Source organism: Bacteroides sp. FSHCM14E1, assembly GCF_019633785.1.
GTDB classification, from domain to species: domain Bacteria; phylum Bacteroidota; class Bacteroidia; order Bacteroidales; family Bacteroidaceae; genus Bacteroides; species Bacteroides hominis.
Genome location: NZ_JADKYL010000004.1, coordinates 139,983 through 157,634, shown reverse-complemented (window position 1 = coordinate 157,634; position 17,652 = coordinate 139,983). Strand labels below are relative to the sequence as shown.

The window sequence follows — 17,652 nt, the reverse complement described above, 5'->3', positions numbered from 1 at the left end:
TCAGAAGTTGGATTCCCGGACACACATATACCGCTTATGATTCAGGAATCCAGCTTTCTATCAGTTCCCGGTGTTCGTCACGCCATTTTCGGACAAGGTCTTCTTCGTCCATCCGTGCATCTTTCAATGCTTTCATCAACGAACTGATCTCTTCTGTAGTGAATTTAATATTGCTGAAAAACTTTGCCGCAAAAGGATCTTTCTCCGTAAATCCTTTCCATCCGACGACATAGATAGATTCCACATTCCCATAAGTACCTTTCGGGTCATGCAGGAACTTCAGGGGATAGCGATCGAACATCCAATGCGGTGTCCATCCGGTGATGACGATCCACGATTCTTTATCCATGGCTTTCTGCAAGGAAGCCAACATGGTAGAGCTACTGGAAGTAAGCAACTTATATCCATCGAGCCCATAGTCCGCAATAGCCTTATCCGTAGTTTTCATAATGCCCGCTCCGGCATCGATCCCGACAATCTCGGAAGAGAATTGCCCTTTATGGGAAGCAAGTTCTCCGATTGAGTCGATACTGACGTACTGAGGCACTACCAGCCCGACCCTTGCACTGTCATATACCTCACCGATAAACTCGATCTGATCGCCATACTGATCCATGTAGTCTTTCATCGTCACAGGCAGCCAGGCATCCATAAACACATCCGCTTTCCGACGCGAAACCGACGCAAAGATGGGGGCCACATCCGCATTGAGCAGTTCTACCTCATACCCCTGCTCTTCCAGCACCACTTTGGCCAGATGACTCATGGCAATGCCCTCCAGCCAGTTGGCATAGGCGATGCTTATCTTCTTTTTCCCGGTATCCGGGTTACAGGCCGTACACATCACGGCCAGTAACAACAACAAACTTCCTATTATCCTATATTTCCGCATATCGATTCTTTCTCCTTTCTATTTTTTGTTCTTACGACGAACCATCCCTTGGGTAATCCGGTCCAAAATAATTGCCAGTATCACAACCGCTATACCTCCTTCAAAGCCCAAACCGATTTTCATCTGGGTAATACCCTTCAGAACGATTTCACCCAAGCCGCCTGCCGCAATCATAGCTGCAATGACAACCATGGAAAGAGACATCATAATCGTCTGGTTCACTCCGGTCAGGATAGTGGGCAAGGCCAGAGGCAACTGCACTTTATAAAGCAGCTGCCACCGGGTGGCCCCGAACGAACGCGAAGCCTCTACCACGTTCTTCGGTACCTGGCGAATGCCAAGTCCCGTCAGCCGAATCACCGGAGGCATTGCAAAGATGATGGTGGCAAACACTCCCGGCACCACCCCCAGCCCGAAAAACAGGACGGCAGGTATCAGGTAGACAAAGGCAGGCATGGTCTGCATCAGGTCCAGTATGGGGTGTATCACTTTCTCCGCACGGTTACTGTTTGCCGTCCACACCCCGATGGGCACCCCCACGATAAGGGCGAGACAGGTAGATGACAGCACCAGTGCCAATGTCTGCATGGTGGCCTCCCAAAAGCCCATACCGTAGATAAGCAGCAACCCTAAAAGGGTGAAAACCGCCACCCCGCGCCCGGCTTTCATCCATGCCAGCAACACCATTGCAGCAATGGTCAGATAAAAGGGGATACCAAACAAGATATGCTGAAACCCATTGATAAAACTGCCGATGCCCAGATTCAGCGCATCGAAAAAAGCGGAGAAGTGTATCATCATCCAGTTGATGAGCTCCTCAATATATTGTCCTATGTTGATCATAATTCTATTGCATTTTGAATAATTTCATTGATTTCCTGTTTGTTCTTTCCGGTCACTTCGAAAATGAGCGATGACAAGGGGACGACTCCCTGAAATTCACGGCCTTCGTTCACCACCCAGATAGGAGAATTGGTTTTGGTCATCAATGGCAGGATGTCTTCCAATATCGTATCTCCCAGCACCGAATGCACTTCTTCGCGAACGACCGACTCTATTGACTTCACCTGCTCTTTACGCAACCGGAGCAAATCCTTTAAACGCACCTCTCCCACCAACACATTGTTTGCATCGACCACAGGCAACACGGTCAGATTATGTTCGAACATTTTACGGATCAGAACTTCCGGCCCTTCTTTCTTCAACCGGGCCACGAGGGGTTTATCAACCATCACCGAAGCGGCGGTAATGATCTTGCTACGATCCACACTCTCCACGAAGCGTTCCACATAAGCATTCGCCGGCTCTGTCAGAATCTCCTCCGAAGTACCTACCTGCACCACTTCCCCATCCTTCATGATGGCAATCCGGTCACCCAGCTTGATGGCTTCATTCAAATCGTGAGTAATAAACACAATGGTCTTTTTCATTTTAGACTGTAAAGTCAGCAATTCATCCTGCATTTGTATACGGATCAAAGGATCGAGGGCAGAAAAAGCTTCATCCATCAGCAGCACTTCAGGATCGTTGGCCAGAGCACGGGCCAGCCCGACACGTTGCTGCATCCCGCCGGACAGTTCGCCGACCATCTGATTCTCGTAACCTTTCAAACCCACCAACTGCATACTTTCCATCGCCCTGTGCTCACGTTCCTGTTTTTTCACTCCTTGCAGCTCCAGCCCGAAAGCTATGTTATGCAACACCGAACGATGGGGCAACAGTCCGAAATGCTGGAACACCATAGCCAGTTCTTTTCTCCGGATACGGAGCAGCTCTTTATCGGTAACATTCGAAATGTCTCTTCCATTGATGATTACCTCACCGGAAGTAGGTTTTATCAATCGGTTGATACAACGCAGCAAAGTGGATTTCCCACTCCCCGAAAGTCCCATAATCACGAATATCTCTCCCTCCCGGACAGAGAGGTTTGCATCTTTTACGGCAACCGTGCATCCGGTTTCCTTTAAGATCTCACTCTTGCTCTTTCCTTCTTTCAACATACGCAAAGCATGCTGCTTGTCGTTGCCAAAAATGAGATACAAGTCTTTAATCGTTATTTTACTCATACATAATAGGGTTTAGATTATTAAAAAACGGACCGGGCGGCCTACACACACGAAAACAAACACTTCTTTATAGTAAAAAAGTTGATACCGGAAAACAACGGTTGTGTTGTTCCCCCGGTCAAATATGATTTCTTAACCCGGTTATTACAGACAGGATTCCTGTCAACAGATAGTTACTATATCCCGAAAGTCAAATTCACATCCATACACAGGTATTACCCAAAGATGTGTGTACGGACAATTAAATAAACAAGCCGAGCGTTCAAATAGTTCATCACATTATTTTCGATGAACACGCCGCATGTACATAAACTGCCACAAGAAAGCCGGCATCACCCCACTCAAATACTGTCGCTCTTCCACCTGTGAAGTTTAAGGTCGACACAACCGTTTTTTCGGAATGAAACACCTTCATCGGACAGCAGTTGCCGCTGTTCATCCCATCCGGGCACCAATCGCCCTATGGCATTGACTACCCGATGACAAGGAAGGCTTAAACCGGCAGGTACCTGCTTCAATGCACGCCCCACCATACGTGAATATTGCGGCATCCCGAGCAAAGCGGCAATATCACCATAAGTAAGAACGCTACCGGCAGGAATTTCACGCACGACACTGTATACTTCATTGCAAAAAGTTTCGGACAAATTAGATTTATTTTCTTTATAATCTTTCATGGGTGTATCGCTTTTATGCAGCAGGTTCTTTTATAATCCGCTTCTTTTTAAAAACTCCGTCGGGCTTTCACCGAACTGTTCTTTGTAGCATTTCGTAAAGTAGGAAGGTGACGTAAAACCCACTTCATATCCAACCTCTGCTATCGTCATGTCCGAAGAGGCCAGCAGCGAAGCCGCTTTCTTAAGCCGTGCCATGCGAAGCAGTTCGTTCGGCGCAAAATTGGTGAGCGACTTGATCTTCCGGTAGAGCTGAACACGGCTCAGCCCCATCTCCTTGCCCAAATCTTCCACATTCAGTTCCGAATCACCCATCTTTGCTTCAATCAGAGACTTGAACCGTTCGACAAAATCTTTATCCATATCGCAGATATCCTCTTTGGCCAATGTCTGCCGGTCGCCAAAGAACTGCTTCATGCGCCGTCGCGACTCAATCAGATTGCGGATACGGGTCAGCAGCAACTGCGAACTGAAAGGCTTGGAAATATAAGAATCGGCTCCACCGGCATATCCCTGAATACGCTGCTCGTCAAGCGAACAAGCTGTCAGCAGGATCACGGGAATGTGGCAGGTCTGCAACTCCCCCTTCAACCGCCGACAACATTCGATACCATCAATCCCCGGCATCATCACATCGGAGATGATGACATCGGGAACATACTTCATCGCTTTACGGATTCCTTCGGTCCCGTCCGCAGCTTCGATGACGGAGTACTCCGAATTGAGTAATGTGTGCACATAAGCACGGATGTCAGCATTGTCGTCGATCACAAGTACAGAAGGTTTGGACGGATCATTGAAGTTCTCCGCTTCATCCTCCCGGAGCAGGTTATCCACCCGGTCCGGAGCAGATGCCTCCACCGGAGCAGATGCCACGCCGGTCCCCGCTTCGCATGTCCGCACCGGCAAATCGACGGTAAAGACAGTTCCCTGCCGTTCGTCGCTCTCCACTTCGATGATTCCGCCATGTATCTCGACAAACGCTTTTACCAGTGCCAGCCCGATACCGGAACCGGTATGATGCCTGTCGATCTTATAGAAACGGTCGAAGATGCTGCGGATATGTTCTGCCGAAATCAGACTCCCGGTATTGGCGACTGTAAAACGGAAGAAAGGAGTGCCCTCTTTCTGCAAAGCCGAAAGCCGGACAGTGACTTTACCATTCTCGGGGGTAAACTTGAACGCATTGCCCAACAGATTGAAGTAGATACGCTCCATCTTCTCAGCATCCGCCAGAGTGTGGTAATCGGCACCGGGCATGCTGTCGAACGAAAAATGGATATGCTTCCGCCGGGCGGCTGCCTGAAACGAATCGTTCCACTCTCCGAAGCACTGCAACAGGTTGAGCGGGACCGGGGTAAACTCCATCTTTCCCGTCTCGTATTTGCGAAAATCGAGTATCTGATTGACCAGACGCAACAGGATCTGTACGTTGCGCTGCACCAGCAACAACATCCTGCGCCGGTCACCCTCCAATGACGGGTCGGCCAACAACTGCTCCACCGGATCGGCAACCAGAGTGAGAGGGGTGCGGAAGTCATGTGAAATGTTGGTAAAGAAAACCAGTTTGGCATGTGTGGCTTCCTCCAGTTGATGGGAAAGTTCTATCAGTTGGTCTCTCTGCTCTTCCAGTTGCTCCTTCTGGCGGGAAAGTTCCCGGTACAGGCGATTCTTGGAACGGAGAGATTTGTACACGACAATCAACAATCCGACGATCAACAACAGGATGACAAAGCCCCCATACAGCACCACCTGCTGCGTGGCCACCCGCGAAAGATACGTCCCTACCCGGCTGTTGAGCGTCTCGATTTTTCCATCCAACTCGCTGATATGGGCTGTCTGCAATTCCATCACGTGCGCATTTACCGCGTCAACTACTGCTGTCTTCAGTTTTGTCTCCCGTTTAAAAGGTTTCTTTTGTAGAATATCCATCGCCAGCTGAACCACCTTGTCTCCTTCGGTGGGATAAATGAAGGTAGCATCCAGCACGCTGTCCAGTACCAGTTCCACTCCGTTACCCTTGCCGGGCAGAGCATCGATACCTACAAACAGCATCTCCTCCTCACGTCCCAGACGTCTGGCGGCCTGATAAGCACCGGCGGCCATACGGTCGTTCATCCCATACACGGCATCAATCTCCGGAAAACACTGCAAGAGAGAATCCATCTTTATTTCGGCAGGCTGCCTCAACCAACCCGCATCCTCCCGGGCAAGCAAGGTGATGCCCGGATACTGGCTGATGGCACTCATAAAGCCTTGGTGACGTTCGATGGCAGGAGTGGAACCGACAAGTCCGCTCAGTTCGACTACTTTTCCGCGCCCCTTCAGGCGATGGGCTATGTAATTGCCGACGGCTTTGCCTAACTCGTAATTGTCGGCTCCGATGTATGCGGTATATTTATCGGAAAGTATCCTGCGATCCACCATAATCACCGGAATACCTCTATCGAAAGCTTCCTCCACAACGGGAGTGAGAGCCATTCCCTCGTTGGCAGCCACAATAAGCAAGTCTACCTTCTGCCGGATGAAGTGACGTATATCTTCTATCTGTCGCCGGCTGTCGTCATTCGCCGTACGCGTCTCTACCTCTACGCCTCCGTAAAATAAGGCTTCGCGCTGTATCTCGTCATTCATCTTATGCCGCCAGGTATCATCACTGCATTGCGACACGCCGATGACGTACCGGGAAGCATCATGGCTACACGAGACAAGCAGTCCCGACAAAACCAGCCCAAGTAAGAAAAGTACACGTTTCATGGTTGGTTATTACATAAAAGGTTCCGGAGGCAAATATAACAATTTCCCTCCGAAATCTTCCATCCGGCCGGTTTAAAACCAAGACGGATGTGTGTCAAAACTCACCACAGAGGACACAGAGTAACACAGAGATGATTTTAAATCGTTGGTTATTAAAAAGACTCTGTGATACTCCGTGATACTCTGTGGTGAAAAGAGTTATGACACATCCCCACGACTCTATCAACCAATCAATAACCCTATATAAACCAACACATTAATCATCTAAACGATTTCTCAGAGCATCCGGTAGTACGGGCATCGCACCGCTCTGTGTACACACGTAAGCCGACACTTCCACTGCCAGTTTGTGTGCCTCGGGTATACTCTTTCCTTTCAGAACAGATGAGCAGAAAGCTGCCGTGAACGAGTCACCTGCCCCCACGGTATCGGCAACCGGCACTTTCGGGGTTTCCTGGAAAGAGACCGCACCGGGGGTAAATACATAACTACCGTTCGTACCGCATGTCAGGATCAGCATCTTCAGGTTGTACTTGGCCAACAGAATCCAGCATTTATCCTGAAGGTCGATGCCCGGATAGCCGAACATACGGCTGATGGTAACCAGCTCCTCATCGTTAATCTTCAGCACGTTACACTTCAGGAAAGATTCGCGCAACACTTCCCTGGTATAGAAACTCTGGCGGAGATTGATATCGAATATTTTCAACTGTCCATCCATGTCGGGCATGGTGTCGAGGAAGCGGTTGATGGTGGCGCGGCTCACCTCGTTGCGCTGTGCCAGCGAACCGAAACATACGGCCCGCGTGTTCAGTGCCAAACGCTTCAAATCGTCCGTGAAGGGGATATTGTCCCATGCTACGCCTTCCTTAATATCATAACACGGCACTCCTTCACCGTCAAGAGTCACCTGCACGGTTCCTGTCGGATAATTGACCCGCTCAAGCTGGTGCTTCAACTGTTTTTCCCGGAATACTTCCAGAATTTCATCCCCCAGCTCGTCGTTTCCCACCGCACTGACCACACGGCTGTCAAAGCCAAACTGAGACACATGATAAGCAAAATTAGCCGGGGCTCCCCCGATTTTCTTTCCTTCGGGCAGCACATCCCAAAGTGCTTCGCCCATTCCTACGATTATATTGTTCATGGCATGAATTGGGAAGCCTCACCTCAGGAAGGTGTGTCGGAACTCGTATTCACCATAGATTACACAGATAAATATCCATTAGCTATCAACAGATTAAGTTCTCTCTGTGGAACTCTGTGGTGAATTATAACACACCCTCAAGGTTACCGCTTCATTATGGTTATTAAATAAATTACTTTCTGATTCTCAATGTATAGAACATCAGATAGAGTACCCCGACCGTCATCACGGCCACGGCTCCGCTCTGTCCCACTGCATCCGAAGCCACTCCCATTGCCAGCGGGAAGATGGTTCCTCCGAAAAGTCCCATAATCATCAGTCCGGAAACCTCGTTCTTCTTGCCCGGCATATAAAGTAATGCCTGCGAGAAGATGATAGGAAATACATTGGAATTTCCAAACCCGATCAGGGCGATACAAACGTAAATCATCGTCTGATCCTGGAAAATAAACAACCCTGTCATAGCCGCCAGCATACACAACACGCTGATGGCGAAGAAGGTTTTGGCTGCCATCTTCTGCAAAACAAATGCCCCCAGAAAACAACCTGCCGTACGGAAGATGAAGTAGAGACTGGTTGCAAATCCGGCATCTGCCAGAGTCATGCCCAGACGTTCCATCAAAATCTTCGGCGCTGTGGTATTGGTGCCGACGTCGATCCCGACATGGCACATAATGCCCAGAAACGAGAGCAGGATGAAAGGTTTGCCCAGCAAAGCCAGACACTGCCCGAAAGTAGAGGGCTTACCCTCTTCAGGCTCCTCGGTGATCTGCGTGGCATTGAGCATCAGGATGGCAGCGATTGCCACCACCATGTAGATGGGGAACAGTACCCGCCAGCCCAGATCGAAGGTAGGGATAGCCTGCGTAGCTCCCCACATAGCGATGTAAGGGGCAAGGAAAGAGGCAATGGCCTTTACGAACTGCCCGAAAGTAAGGGTGCTTGCCAGGCGTTCACCGCTCACGATGTTGGAAAGCAGCGGATTGAGTGATGTCTGCATCAGTGCGTTGCCGATTCCGAGCAACGAGAAAGAGACCAACATCAGCAGATAGCTGTCGCCAAAGACAGGCAGCAGCAACGATGCAAAGGTGATCAGCAGACTAAGCAACACGGTCTTTTTACGCCCGATGCGGTTCATCAGCATTCCCGTAGGCACCGAGAAGATCAGAAACCAGAAGAACACGAGCGACGGAAAGATATTTGCCTGTGAATCCGTCAGTCCTAAATCTGCTTTCACATAGTTGGAGGCAATGCCCACCAAGTCTACGAATCCCATGGCGAAGAAGCAGAGCATCACCGGGATAAGTTTCATGTAAGAGTTGTTTTTGGTATTTTCCATGATATGTTAATTTAAAAAAAGCAGATTTAAGCTACAGCCTGTACACCTTGCACTGGCTGACCTTGAAAGCTCCCCCACGGCTGTAGAAACTCATCTGGTTATAGGGAGTTGTGGGGAATATCAGGTTTGTCATGGCAATCTTTCCACCGTTCAGAAAGATTTCCACCGAACATTTATCAACAAAGATATCCAGTTTATAGCTGTCGGCCTTCTTCACCGGAGCCCAGGTACCCAAGGCAAAATCGTCCACATAGTTGATGGAGTTCTGCTTCCGGCGGTCGTGTGCCTCGATGGCATGAGGGGCGCTGTCCTTTCCGAAATCTACAATGCCGCTCTTAGTGCGGTCCATCACCAGTTTCTTCTCCGGAAGGCTGATATAGATATCTACATTCTCCCCTTTCTCATTGAACAGTTTCAGTCCCATGATTTCCGCCGAACCGGCAGCCAATTCCAGCTCTATCTCGTAAGCTCCCCGGTTATCGGCCAGCAGTGAATCCACATGATAGGCGTCCGCCACCTCAAAGGCCGGAATCTCCCGCGACTCCTTACGCAGCGACTTCGTCTCTTCCACCGGAGCGGCAGCCATATAGATATCTCCATCCTGAGTATAAAGGCTCAGTTCGCGAGGCAACGCATTGGCACTACGGAACTGGCGGGTAGGCACAATATTGGCATACTGCCAGTTGCTCATCCAAGGCACGGCAATCGTACGGTCACCCGTATTCGAGAAGCAGACAGTCGCATAGTGATCTTTTCCCCAGTCGAGCCACTTCACAGTTTCCGGCTTATTGTCGCAAACAAATTTCTCGCCGTCAAAATCACCGATAAAGTACTGAGTGGCACTTCCACCGAAGTAGCATCCCGGATTCACGTTGACTATCAACGCCCATTTCTTATGATTCGGATCACCGTCCACCGGAAGTTCCACCATATCGGGACACTCGAACTGACTGGGCTGAACACCGTAGCCTTCGCCCCAACCGCTCATATACGTCCAGTCCTTCAAGTTCGGTGACGAATAGAAACGCATCTCTTTATCGGCCGATACCACCATCACCCACTTCTGATCCGGAGCATACCAGAACACTTTCGGATCGCGGAAGTCCTTCAATCCGTCAAACGGAGTCAGGATGGGGTTCTTTTCATATTTGGTAAACGTACGACCATTATCGGTGCTGTAAGCCATACACTGTATCTGTCCGTTCTTGTCACTGGCCGAGGTATAGAAAGAAACGATGGTACCTGCGCCGTAACCGGCTGTATTGGCATCGTCCACCACCGAACTTCCGGAGAAGATATGCCCCAACGTATCGCGGGCAAGCGCCGGTTCCAGATGTTCCCAGTGTACCAGATCCTTACTTACCGAATGCCCCCAGTGCATGTTGCCCCACATAGAGCCGTAAGGGTTATACTGATAGAACAGATGATATTCGCCATCCTTGTATACCAGCCCGTTGGCATCATTCATCCATCCGTAAAGCGGAGTATGATGATAGACAGGACGGTATTTGTCCGTATTGGCGGTATCAAACGTATCCGAGAGTTTGAGCTCTTTCCAGCACAAGGCATCTTTCGGTAAGTGGCGGATGCGCACAGCTACTTTTTTCTCTCCTTCAGGTAAGGCGTAAGGGACGAAATAGTCCACCTTCGCCCTCGACAGGCGCACGTCCATCTCTACCGGAACCGAATCTGACGCAATGCAAACCTGCGCTTCGGGAGTCTGTTCTTCGATGGGCAAAAGTAAATATCGGGTAGGATTTGTAATATGAATTACGGTAAGGCTGTCGCCTTCTTGTTCAAATGTCATTTCAGATTGTGAGCTCTGGCAAGACGAAATTCCGAGTAAAACAGCCAAAGTGCCGATCACTCTTCTACTTACATTCATAAAAGTTGTTTTCATGATAACAGGATGTTTTTTATTAGTAATGCAATAGCTGTGTTTACGATGGCAAAGATAGCGGAGTTATCTGCCACCGGCTATTATTTTTGTTTCAAATAGTATAACGATTGATACCAAACCGCGTCAGAAACGAATGCTGGCAGCAAATTCCACGGTAAACGGACGAATATAGCTGCCTGCCATCCAATGACCGTTATAGGATGCCGCGTCTTTTTTGTCCACCAGTTCGGCACCGGCAATACTTCCTTTGGCTCCGGTCTGATTGAGGAAATTAACGACTGTGGCACTCAATGCAAGATGTTTGTTCACCGTCCAGTTGACACCACCGAAAGTTTCCCAACGCCCGTTGAAGTAGTAAGCATTTTTAATGTTAGCGTACGTCTTGCTGAAATAGCGGAAGCTGGCCCAGACTCTGAGGTCGTTCGTAATGTTGTAGCTGGGATCGAGTTCGACAAGCACTTTCGGAATCTCCGTCACAATATTTCCCGTGGCATTGATTTCACCTATCGTACCGTCCTTGAAAGTCACACTCGTTTCATATTTCTTGTAAGTCGGGCTTTGGTAGGTAAACAGGAAATGGAAGTTGAAGCCTTTGAACGGTTTGATCACTGCATCCGTCGTCCAGCCGATAGTCTTGATGTCATAACTCAACGGAGCGGCAAGAATCTCGGTCCGGTCATTCGGGTTAATCAGATTGAGCGTCGAGTTATTGTTTGTTTTCGAGATGTAGGAGAACAGAGAAGTCAGGCTAATCCAGTCCGTGTTATAATAGACCCCGGCACGTCCCAGGGGAACGGATATTTTATCGGTATTGGGCATAGTGGCAGGTGAAAAGTTCGACAAACCGGGACGCTGTGTGTTGTAAGTGAAGTCGGCGGTGAAACCGAACTCCCGGGTCAGTTTATAGGTAGCGGCGGCAGTGAATGCCATGTTCATCCAGTCGTAATCGAAAGGGCGGGGTGTAATCCTGACTCCTTTATCGGATACGGCGCCCAGATAATAATCTGCGAAACGGCCTACGGCATTTCCTTCTGCGTCATACACAGCCGCATTCTCTCCTTCCAGATGCTGCCATTCCAGACGTGCGCCATAATATACATTCCATTGGGGAGAAATATCCCAGTCGTGGGTGGCATAAACAGCTAACTTGTTTTCGTGCCCTTTGTAGTATTCCGAAGCATTTTTATTGAAATCGTAGTACACGCCGTCCGTATTCCCCTCACGCACCAGACGCTCGGGATACTCTTCTACCGTATGGTCGTACATGGTTGTGTTCGAAGCATAATCCACTTTGTAGTGCCATTCGTTCACACCGAGCCTCCAGGTCATATTGCGATATTGGCGTGAAAGTTCGGAAGTGGCGAAGAACTCGTCAATCGTCCCCCGGTTAAAGCAAGACATGCGACTTTGCACATACCCTTCATACGGTTTCAACGTACCGTCCGTTCCTTTCAGAAAATAGCCGGCGGAGGCATCCTTCTGTTCCATGGCCATCGGGGTCTGATAGACATACGAACCCAAGGCATGATCATACTTCAGGTTAACCTTCCAGTTCAGACCGTTGTCCCAAGTATAGGTATTGAGCAAAGTCAACTGGTTTCCTTTATTCAGAGTGGCATCATAAAGATTGGTCTTTTTCAGCTCCCCCGTACGCATATCACGATAAACCATTTCTCCCGTGGCAGGCAGGTAAGAACTTGTTCCGAGGCTGAATCCCGGTATTTCTTTCACGCTGCCGTCTCCAACATAGATGAAAGGAGCGGAAGTCGTTTCATTACTCGGCCAACGGCTGTTGCTGTAGTGATAGATGGCCGACAGCTGTCCGCGCCCTTCGCTATAATTCTTGGTCAAGGCTGCTTTATAAATTTGAGTGCGGTCCTGATTGGAAGTAAAGCGCAGTTTGAAACTGCCCGGGTCAAAGTTCTGGTAGACACTTCCACTGTAAAACCAGCCTTTCCCCATACCACCGCTGATATTGGCATCGAACTGCTGCTTGCCAAAGTGGTTGGTGCTGTAATTGACGATTCCACGGAATTTCTCAGTCCCCAACTGAGTAAAAGAGTTTACGGCATAGCCGATATTTCCGGTAGTAATAGCGGTTTCGGAGATTTTTAGCAGTCCGACGTGTCCAAGACTGCTGTCTCCACGCCAGTGGGTATTTACGTTATGCGGATTAGAGGTATAGACTACAGGAAGTCCGTTTTCGAGTACGTTTACGTCTCCACCAGGCAGGCCGATAGAGATTTCGCGGGGACCATTGGCGCTCGAAGCGTTCAGCATAACGTTGCGATTGCTTTCTTCTTTCGATCCGGAAGGTGTCCGGGAAGATTCTTTCTTTTCTTGTGCGGTTGTGAAGCCGGCCATCAGGAAGCAAGCCAGCAACCAAACAGCCCTTTTTTTGTTCTTCATCATGGTACTTAAATTTTTTAGTTGATTGAGATTGTTTTGATGCCGCAAAGGAACGCGGAATCCCGTTTCTCAACTAAAAGATTTGTTTCAAAGGCTGCTACTTTTGATTCACCGGCACATTACATATTAATTATCAATCGTTTACAAAAACAGAAAAAAGTCAGTTTACAGCAATAAATATGAGATGATACCATTCTTCCTTCAATTGATTTATAGAAAGAACAGATAAAAGAAGATATCAGATACGCAAAATCACTTTCCTTTTCCTTCCAGCAGATCTGCGATCTTCTGCTTCAGGTTCAGTTTCAACATTTCATCCTGTCGCAACTCGATCTCTAAAGTGATCTTTGCATTTCCCATTTTAAACGTCTCCTCTTCATCAACAGGGAGAGCAACTCCTTTTTTTATGGAATATAGAACAGCAAAATCATAATCCAGTGCCAATGACAAACTATACAGCGTATCTGTATCAATGCTCTTTCGTGTCAGCAGATAGTCCACACTCTGTGGCCTCACCCCCAATCTGCGGGCAAGTTCGGCTTTTGTCACCTGCCTTTCGGCCATGACCTGTTTTATCACTTCACCTATGTATACATTACTCTTCTTCATATTCTAAATACCATTCAGTCGTCCCAAATGCCAATCACGTAAAAATCCCCGACAGCCGTCACGGACACCGGGGAGGTATAAATAAATGGACTTATTTATAAAATCACCCACCCGACCGATAACCTATCGGCCGGATGGAGATAGAGGTCAAAACTTAAATCCGATCTTAAACGTCGGAGCCGCCAAAACACTGTAGTTATGGCTGTCTGCCGACAGATCGCCAAGACCGGCTTGCGGATTATACGTAGTCTTGTTGTACGTATAAGCAAACGGATCGATCTGCGCACCGATGTAAAGGGCAGGAAGAACAAAGTAATCGACACCGATAGTCAGGGCGCCACGAAGATTCCAGCTCTCGGCAACCGATTTGCCCATAGAGGTCTCTTCATCATACTTCATTTCATTTTCGCCGTAAGCAAAACCTACGCGAACACCTGTATACCACATCAGGTTAGGAACACGCTTGATGTTGAAATAACGATCAACACCTGCCGACACATTATAGGCGAACGACTGAGCACTGGCTACGGCACGGTAATTAGGGATTTCTCCCATATTCTCGTCTGCCGAGTTATCCTTATTCAAATCGTCTATCGTGCCGGGAACAGCCGGATAACCGGGGTTATTCGTGAAGCTGACACCGCCACCCAAATTTAGTTTCCACTGATCTTTGAAGAACCAGCCCCCTTCGAAACCAACCATCAGTTTTTTGTCTGCCCAGTTGGTTGAGAGCGCTCTGACTTCATAGTCGGTCAGCAGCCCCGAAGGGGCTGTGACATTTGTGTAACTATTGTATCCAACAGTAGCTGCTACCGTAAAGTCACCCTTTTTAGGAGTATTGTCTTTACTACAGTTCTGCGCATTAGCTGCAAGACACATCATGGGTAGAACGGCCAACACTAAAAGTCTTTTTATTTTCATACGATACTTTTTTTGATTTGTTGTTTATTTGCCGTTACTGAATATGAAGAATATTACAAAGCAGCAATGGCATCATCCAGTTGCTTTTTATATTTCTCCACAATCTGTCCCTGACTTTCAATCTGAGCATTCAAAGCTTCAATACGATCTACCATATAAGCATGCAAAGCCTCAGCTGTATCTTCTCCCATATTATTTTGGTCAACAACATAACCTGGATACCATTTTCCATTTAACCAGTAAGCTTGATTGTCCCAAACATAAATAGTTTTAGTACTATTCGCCTTAGCAATATCTTCTTTTGCGTTAGCAATCTGAACATCACAATCAGCAATCAGTTCATCAATATTAGCTGTTGAGCTCAAAAGAGTCTGTACATCCTGTAGAGTTGTACTCATGGCATTTAACGGCAACTGCGCTGCATCATCAGCGTCACTTGCTGCAACCAAAGCCTCAGCCAAAGTTTTTGCATCAGCGATATCTTTGTCGTATGCGGCTTTCGCATCTGCATTAGCAAACAATGCTACTGCATCCTGGAATGCTTTAAATTCAGCTTCAACTTCAGCCAAATATTTTTTTGCAGCCTCTAAAGCCTCGTCAGCTCTTTCAATGTCAGGTTGCAATGCATCAATTTCAGCTTGAATATCAGCTTTTTCAGCATCAGTAGTAGCTGCTGCCTTATCAGCCTCTAATTGTTTTTTCTGTGCAGCCAAAGATTCTATATTACGATATGCACCTGAAGCCTGTATACCCTTATCTGTATTTGAAGGTACACCTACGAAATTCTCTTTAATATATTTTATTTTATTTTGGAAAGCAAGAGTTGCAGATGTAGTTTGGCTCTTCAGACCCAATTCATAAAAACGAACATACTGAGCATTATTACTGTTCTCGCCAACTTCTACAGAATTAGAAGTAGTCACTGAGAATCTGTGAGTTTGGTTATTATATTCAACCTCAACATCTGTTAACTCCGCTCCTGCTTTAGCTAAATCAGAAGATAATTTATCAGTATTTCCGTAGTTATCATAACAAATTTTAGCCTGTGCTTCGTCAAATTTAGCCTGAGCAGCTTTTTTAGCATCTGCCGTTTTTCCTTTTGCAGCTGTAAGTTCAGTATATTCAACTCTAAGTGTCTGGAATTTTTTTTCTAATGCAGCACGGTCAGAAGCAATCGAAGATAATTTCGACAATTGCTCTTTTCTCTCCGTCTGTTGTGCTATAATTTGATTCTTCACTACAGCAATCTTTTCAGCAGCTTTCTGAGCAGAAACTACACCTGCTTTTAAAGCGATTTCATCAGCAGTAGCGTTGATTAACTCTGAATTCAAGTTAATTAACAGACTACTTGCATTAGAATAATTATTCCAAAGAGTATTGTTAATCCACTGATCCTGATTAGTAATAATAGCCATTTCCGCATCTTTCTGATCTCTTTGAGCCTTTGCTATATCACGAGCTGCCTCAGCTTGGATTACAGTTAATTTAGCTGCCCATTTTGCTTTATCAGCTTCAGTTTTCGCATCTTGATAAGCAGCTTCCGCTTCCTTCAATTTAGCTTCTGCATTTGCTCTAATCGTTTCAGCCTCTGCCTGTGCATTAGCCAATGCAGCAGCACCTTTCAGTTGTTCTGCTTTCGCGTTACGCACCGCTGTTACCGATGCCGATTCGTCGTTGTCTACGCAAGCTCCCAGTGACAACGCACCCAAAAGCACTGCAACCATCATGAGTTTCTTTTTCATAATCTCAATTTTTAGTGTTAATAATATAAATAATTCAATATGTGTGTAATACCTTAATTCTTCTCTATTCTATCAAAATTGGCTATATTTGCCAATTGCCAATGGTTAACATACTTTTTAAAGAACCCTTTAATAATTGGGTATATTTAATTGTTCGAAGCAAATGTAGATATTATAATTATACTAAGCAAGAGTTAAGAGAAAAAAAATTAGAGTTTTTTGTATAAGTCTGAGTTTTAATGGAATCCAAGTAAAAAGAAAAAGCCTAAACAGCTTCTTCATACCTATATAATAATAAAATAAGAAAATATCCACGTAATATAGAACTGTGAAAAGAGTCCTCAACATAAAAGAAAATAAGGGTATAATTATTTCATATATAATAATGTATACCATTATATACATATCAAACGAACATCTTACAAGCCGCTAATATATAAGATGTTATCACAAAAAGAATCTGCAATTCCCGGAGATATGGCCTTAGATTCACTTCCGGAGATAATAAAACAGACACCAACCGAATTGGATAACTCAAGTTTAGAAAGCGGATTTACACCGCTTGAACCGGTATCCTCATACTTATATTTTTCTTCAATTAACATTGTTAACGCCTTTTTCAGATTGTCTTATTCTTATGCGCCAATAACAAGTCTTTTGCATTTAAAGAACTTGTTATTCACATCTAAAGAACAAGCTTTAACTCTGTGTTAAAACAAAGCTTTTGAGGAGAGAAACTTCACGCTTCAAGGATACTGTTTTTCAGATGGTTAGATTCCGGATTCACTTCTCCATCCCACGGATGGTCTTTTCGGGCGAAAACCAGGATACTTACTTCTTTGTCAACTATAAACAACGAGTTTTACTTCCGAAACCTGAAATTAGATAAAAAAGAACAGAGGAAAACTTACCACCAAGTTTGAAGAAAAACCTTTTTTTGTATGCCCCCCATGAGGTGCATTTTGCCGGTAAGTGACATTCCCGCCATTTGCAAGATTTCATAAACCGATCGACTATGGCAGCAAGGATAAATTCAAGTCGTTGCGCATGAAAGTCTGTCGTTTGAATTTAATGGACTATAAGGCATATATTGTTAATTCATATATCCAAACGTTGATTAAAACATTTATATATATTTAAAACTACTTGAATCTCATAATAAACAACGTACCTGAATATAGCCTGAACTTAAATAT

At 46.5% G+C, this 17,652-nt stretch carries 12 protein-coding genes and 1 pseudogene; all 13 read right to left on the bottom strand.

The genetic code is table 11. From position 1 onward, the window contains the following. Positions 1-34: 34 nt before the first annotated feature. The 13 genes and pseudogenes from ISX59_RS08370 to ISX59_RS08310 all read right to left on the bottom strand — a co-directional run bounded on the left by ISX59_RS08370 (position 35) and on the right by ISX59_RS08310 (position 17,061). Positions 35-892 carry a glycine betaine ABC transporter substrate-binding protein gene (locus ISX59_RS08370; protein WP_032535692.1) on the bottom strand — a complete coding sequence of 286 codons (858 nt, stop codon included), beginning with the start codon at positions 890-892 and terminating at the stop codon, positions 35-37. 18 nt (positions 893-910) lie between these two features. Next, the gene (locus ISX59_RS08365; protein WP_005780712.1) at positions 911-1,735 is read right to left on the bottom strand and encodes a proline/glycine betaine ABC transporter permease; all 825 of its coding nucleotides are present in this window, start codon (positions 1,733-1,735) and stop codon (positions 911-913) included. Beyond that, the gene (locus ISX59_RS08360; protein ID WP_044300994.1) at positions 1,732-2,958 is read right to left on the bottom strand and encodes a glycine betaine/L-proline ABC transporter ATP-binding protein; all 1,227 of its coding nucleotides are present in this window, start codon (positions 2,956-2,958) and stop codon (positions 1,732-1,734) included. Before ISX59_RS08360 ends, ISX59_RS08365 begins: the two co-directional genes overlap by 4 nt. 341 nt (positions 2,959-3,299) lie before the next feature. Further along, on the bottom strand, positions 3,300-3,635 hold the full coding sequence (locus ISX59_RS08355) for an MGMT family protein (protein WP_044300992.1): 336 nt from the start codon (positions 3,633-3,635) through the stop codon (positions 3,300-3,302). 30 nt (positions 3,636-3,665) lie between these two features. Further along, positions 3,666-6,311: pseudogene (locus ISX59_RS08350) on the bottom strand (substrate-binding domain-containing protein); the annotation flags it as partial. Between the two features lie 334 nt (positions 6,312-6,645). Further along, on the bottom strand, positions 6,646-7,536 hold the full coding sequence (locus tag ISX59_RS08345; protein WP_005780717.1) for a carbohydrate kinase: 891 nt from the start codon (positions 7,534-7,536) through the stop codon (positions 6,646-6,648). Between the two features lie 172 nt (positions 7,537-7,708). Next, the gene (locus ISX59_RS08340) at positions 7,709-8,875 is read right to left on the bottom strand and encodes an MFS transporter (protein ID WP_220575810.1); all 1,167 of its coding nucleotides are present in this window, start codon (positions 8,873-8,875) and stop codon (positions 7,709-7,711) included. A gap of 31 nt (positions 8,876-8,906) precedes the next feature. Next, on the bottom strand, positions 8,907-10,775 hold the full coding sequence (locus ISX59_RS08335; protein WP_005807728.1) for a DUF4980 domain-containing protein: 1,869 nt from the start codon (positions 10,773-10,775) through the stop codon (positions 8,907-8,909). Between the two features lie 123 nt (positions 10,776-10,898). Beyond that, positions 10,899-13,187, bottom strand: coding sequence for a TonB-dependent receptor (locus ISX59_RS08330; RefSeq protein WP_182424391.1), 2,289 nt, complete (start codon positions 13,185-13,187; stop codon positions 10,899-10,901). Positions 13,188-13,436: 249 nt separating this feature from the next. Further along, positions 13,437-13,793 (bottom strand): helix-turn-helix transcriptional regulator, encoded by a 357-nt coding sequence (locus tag ISX59_RS08325; protein ID WP_032535686.1) that lies wholly within the window; start codon positions 13,791-13,793, stop codon positions 13,437-13,439. 147 nt (positions 13,794-13,940) lie between these two features. Beyond that, a complete protein-coding gene (locus ISX59_RS08320) occupies positions 13,941-14,714 on the bottom strand; it encodes a BT1926 family outer membrane beta-barrel protein (protein WP_203463124.1) in 774 nt (257 codons plus the stop codon). A 53-nt stretch (positions 14,715-14,767) separates the two neighbouring features. After that, positions 14,768-16,456 carry a hypothetical protein gene (locus ISX59_RS08315; RefSeq protein ID WP_122296708.1) on the bottom strand — a complete coding sequence of 563 codons (1,689 nt, stop codon included), beginning with the start codon at positions 16,454-16,456 and terminating at the stop codon, positions 14,768-14,770. Positions 16,457-16,875: 419 nt separating this feature from the next. Beyond that, positions 16,876-17,061 carry a hypothetical protein gene (locus ISX59_RS08310; protein WP_044301493.1) on the bottom strand — a complete coding sequence of 62 codons (186 nt, stop codon included), beginning with the start codon at positions 17,059-17,061 and terminating at the stop codon, positions 16,876-16,878. Positions 17,062-17,652 lie beyond the last annotated feature (591 nt).

Bases quoted from the DNA above. Each gene is read 5' to 3' on its own strand.
- ISX59_RS08355 (WP_044300992.1), bottom strand. From the start codon at position 3,635: ATGAAAGATTATAAAGAAAATAAATCTAATTTGTCCGAAACTTTTTGC.
- ISX59_RS08325 (WP_032535686.1), bottom strand. From the start codon at position 13,793: ATGAAGAAGAGTAATGTATACATAGGTGAAGTGATAAAACAGGTCATG.
- ISX59_RS08360 (WP_044300994.1), bottom strand. From the start codon at position 2,958: ATGAGTAAAATAACGATTAAAGACTTGTATCTCATTTTTGGCAACGAC.
- ISX59_RS08320 (WP_203463124.1), bottom strand. From the start codon at position 14,714: ATGAAAATAAAAAGACTTTTAGTGTTGGCCGTTCTACCCATGATGTGT.
- ISX59_RS08335 (WP_005807728.1), bottom strand. From the start codon at position 10,775: ATGAAAACAACTTTTATGAATGTAAGTAGAAGAGTGATCGGCACTTTG.
- ISX59_RS08315 (WP_122296708.1), bottom strand. From the start codon at position 16,456: ATGAAAAAGAAACTCATGATGGTTGCAGTGCTTTTGGGTGCGTTGTCA.
- ISX59_RS08365 (WP_005780712.1), bottom strand. From the start codon at position 1,735: ATGATCAACATAGGACAATATATTGAGGAGCTCATCAACTGGATGATG.
- ISX59_RS08330 (WP_182424391.1), bottom strand. From the start codon at position 13,187: ATGATGAAGAACAAAAAAAGGGCTGTTTGGTTGCTGGCTTGCTTCCTG.
- ISX59_RS08340 (WP_220575810.1), bottom strand. From the start codon at position 8,875: ATGGAAAATACCAAAAACAACTCTTACATGAAACTTATCCCGGTGATG.
- ISX59_RS08370 (WP_032535692.1), bottom strand. From the start codon at position 892: ATGCGGAAATATAGGATAATAGGAAGTTTGTTGTTGTTACTGGCCGTG.
- ISX59_RS08310 (WP_044301493.1), bottom strand. From the start codon at position 17,061: ATGTTAATTGAAGAAAAATATAAGTATGAGGATACCGGTTCAAGCGGT.
- ISX59_RS08345 (WP_005780717.1), bottom strand. From the start codon at position 7,536: ATGAACAATATAATCGTAGGAATGGGCGAAGCACTTTGGGATGTGCTG.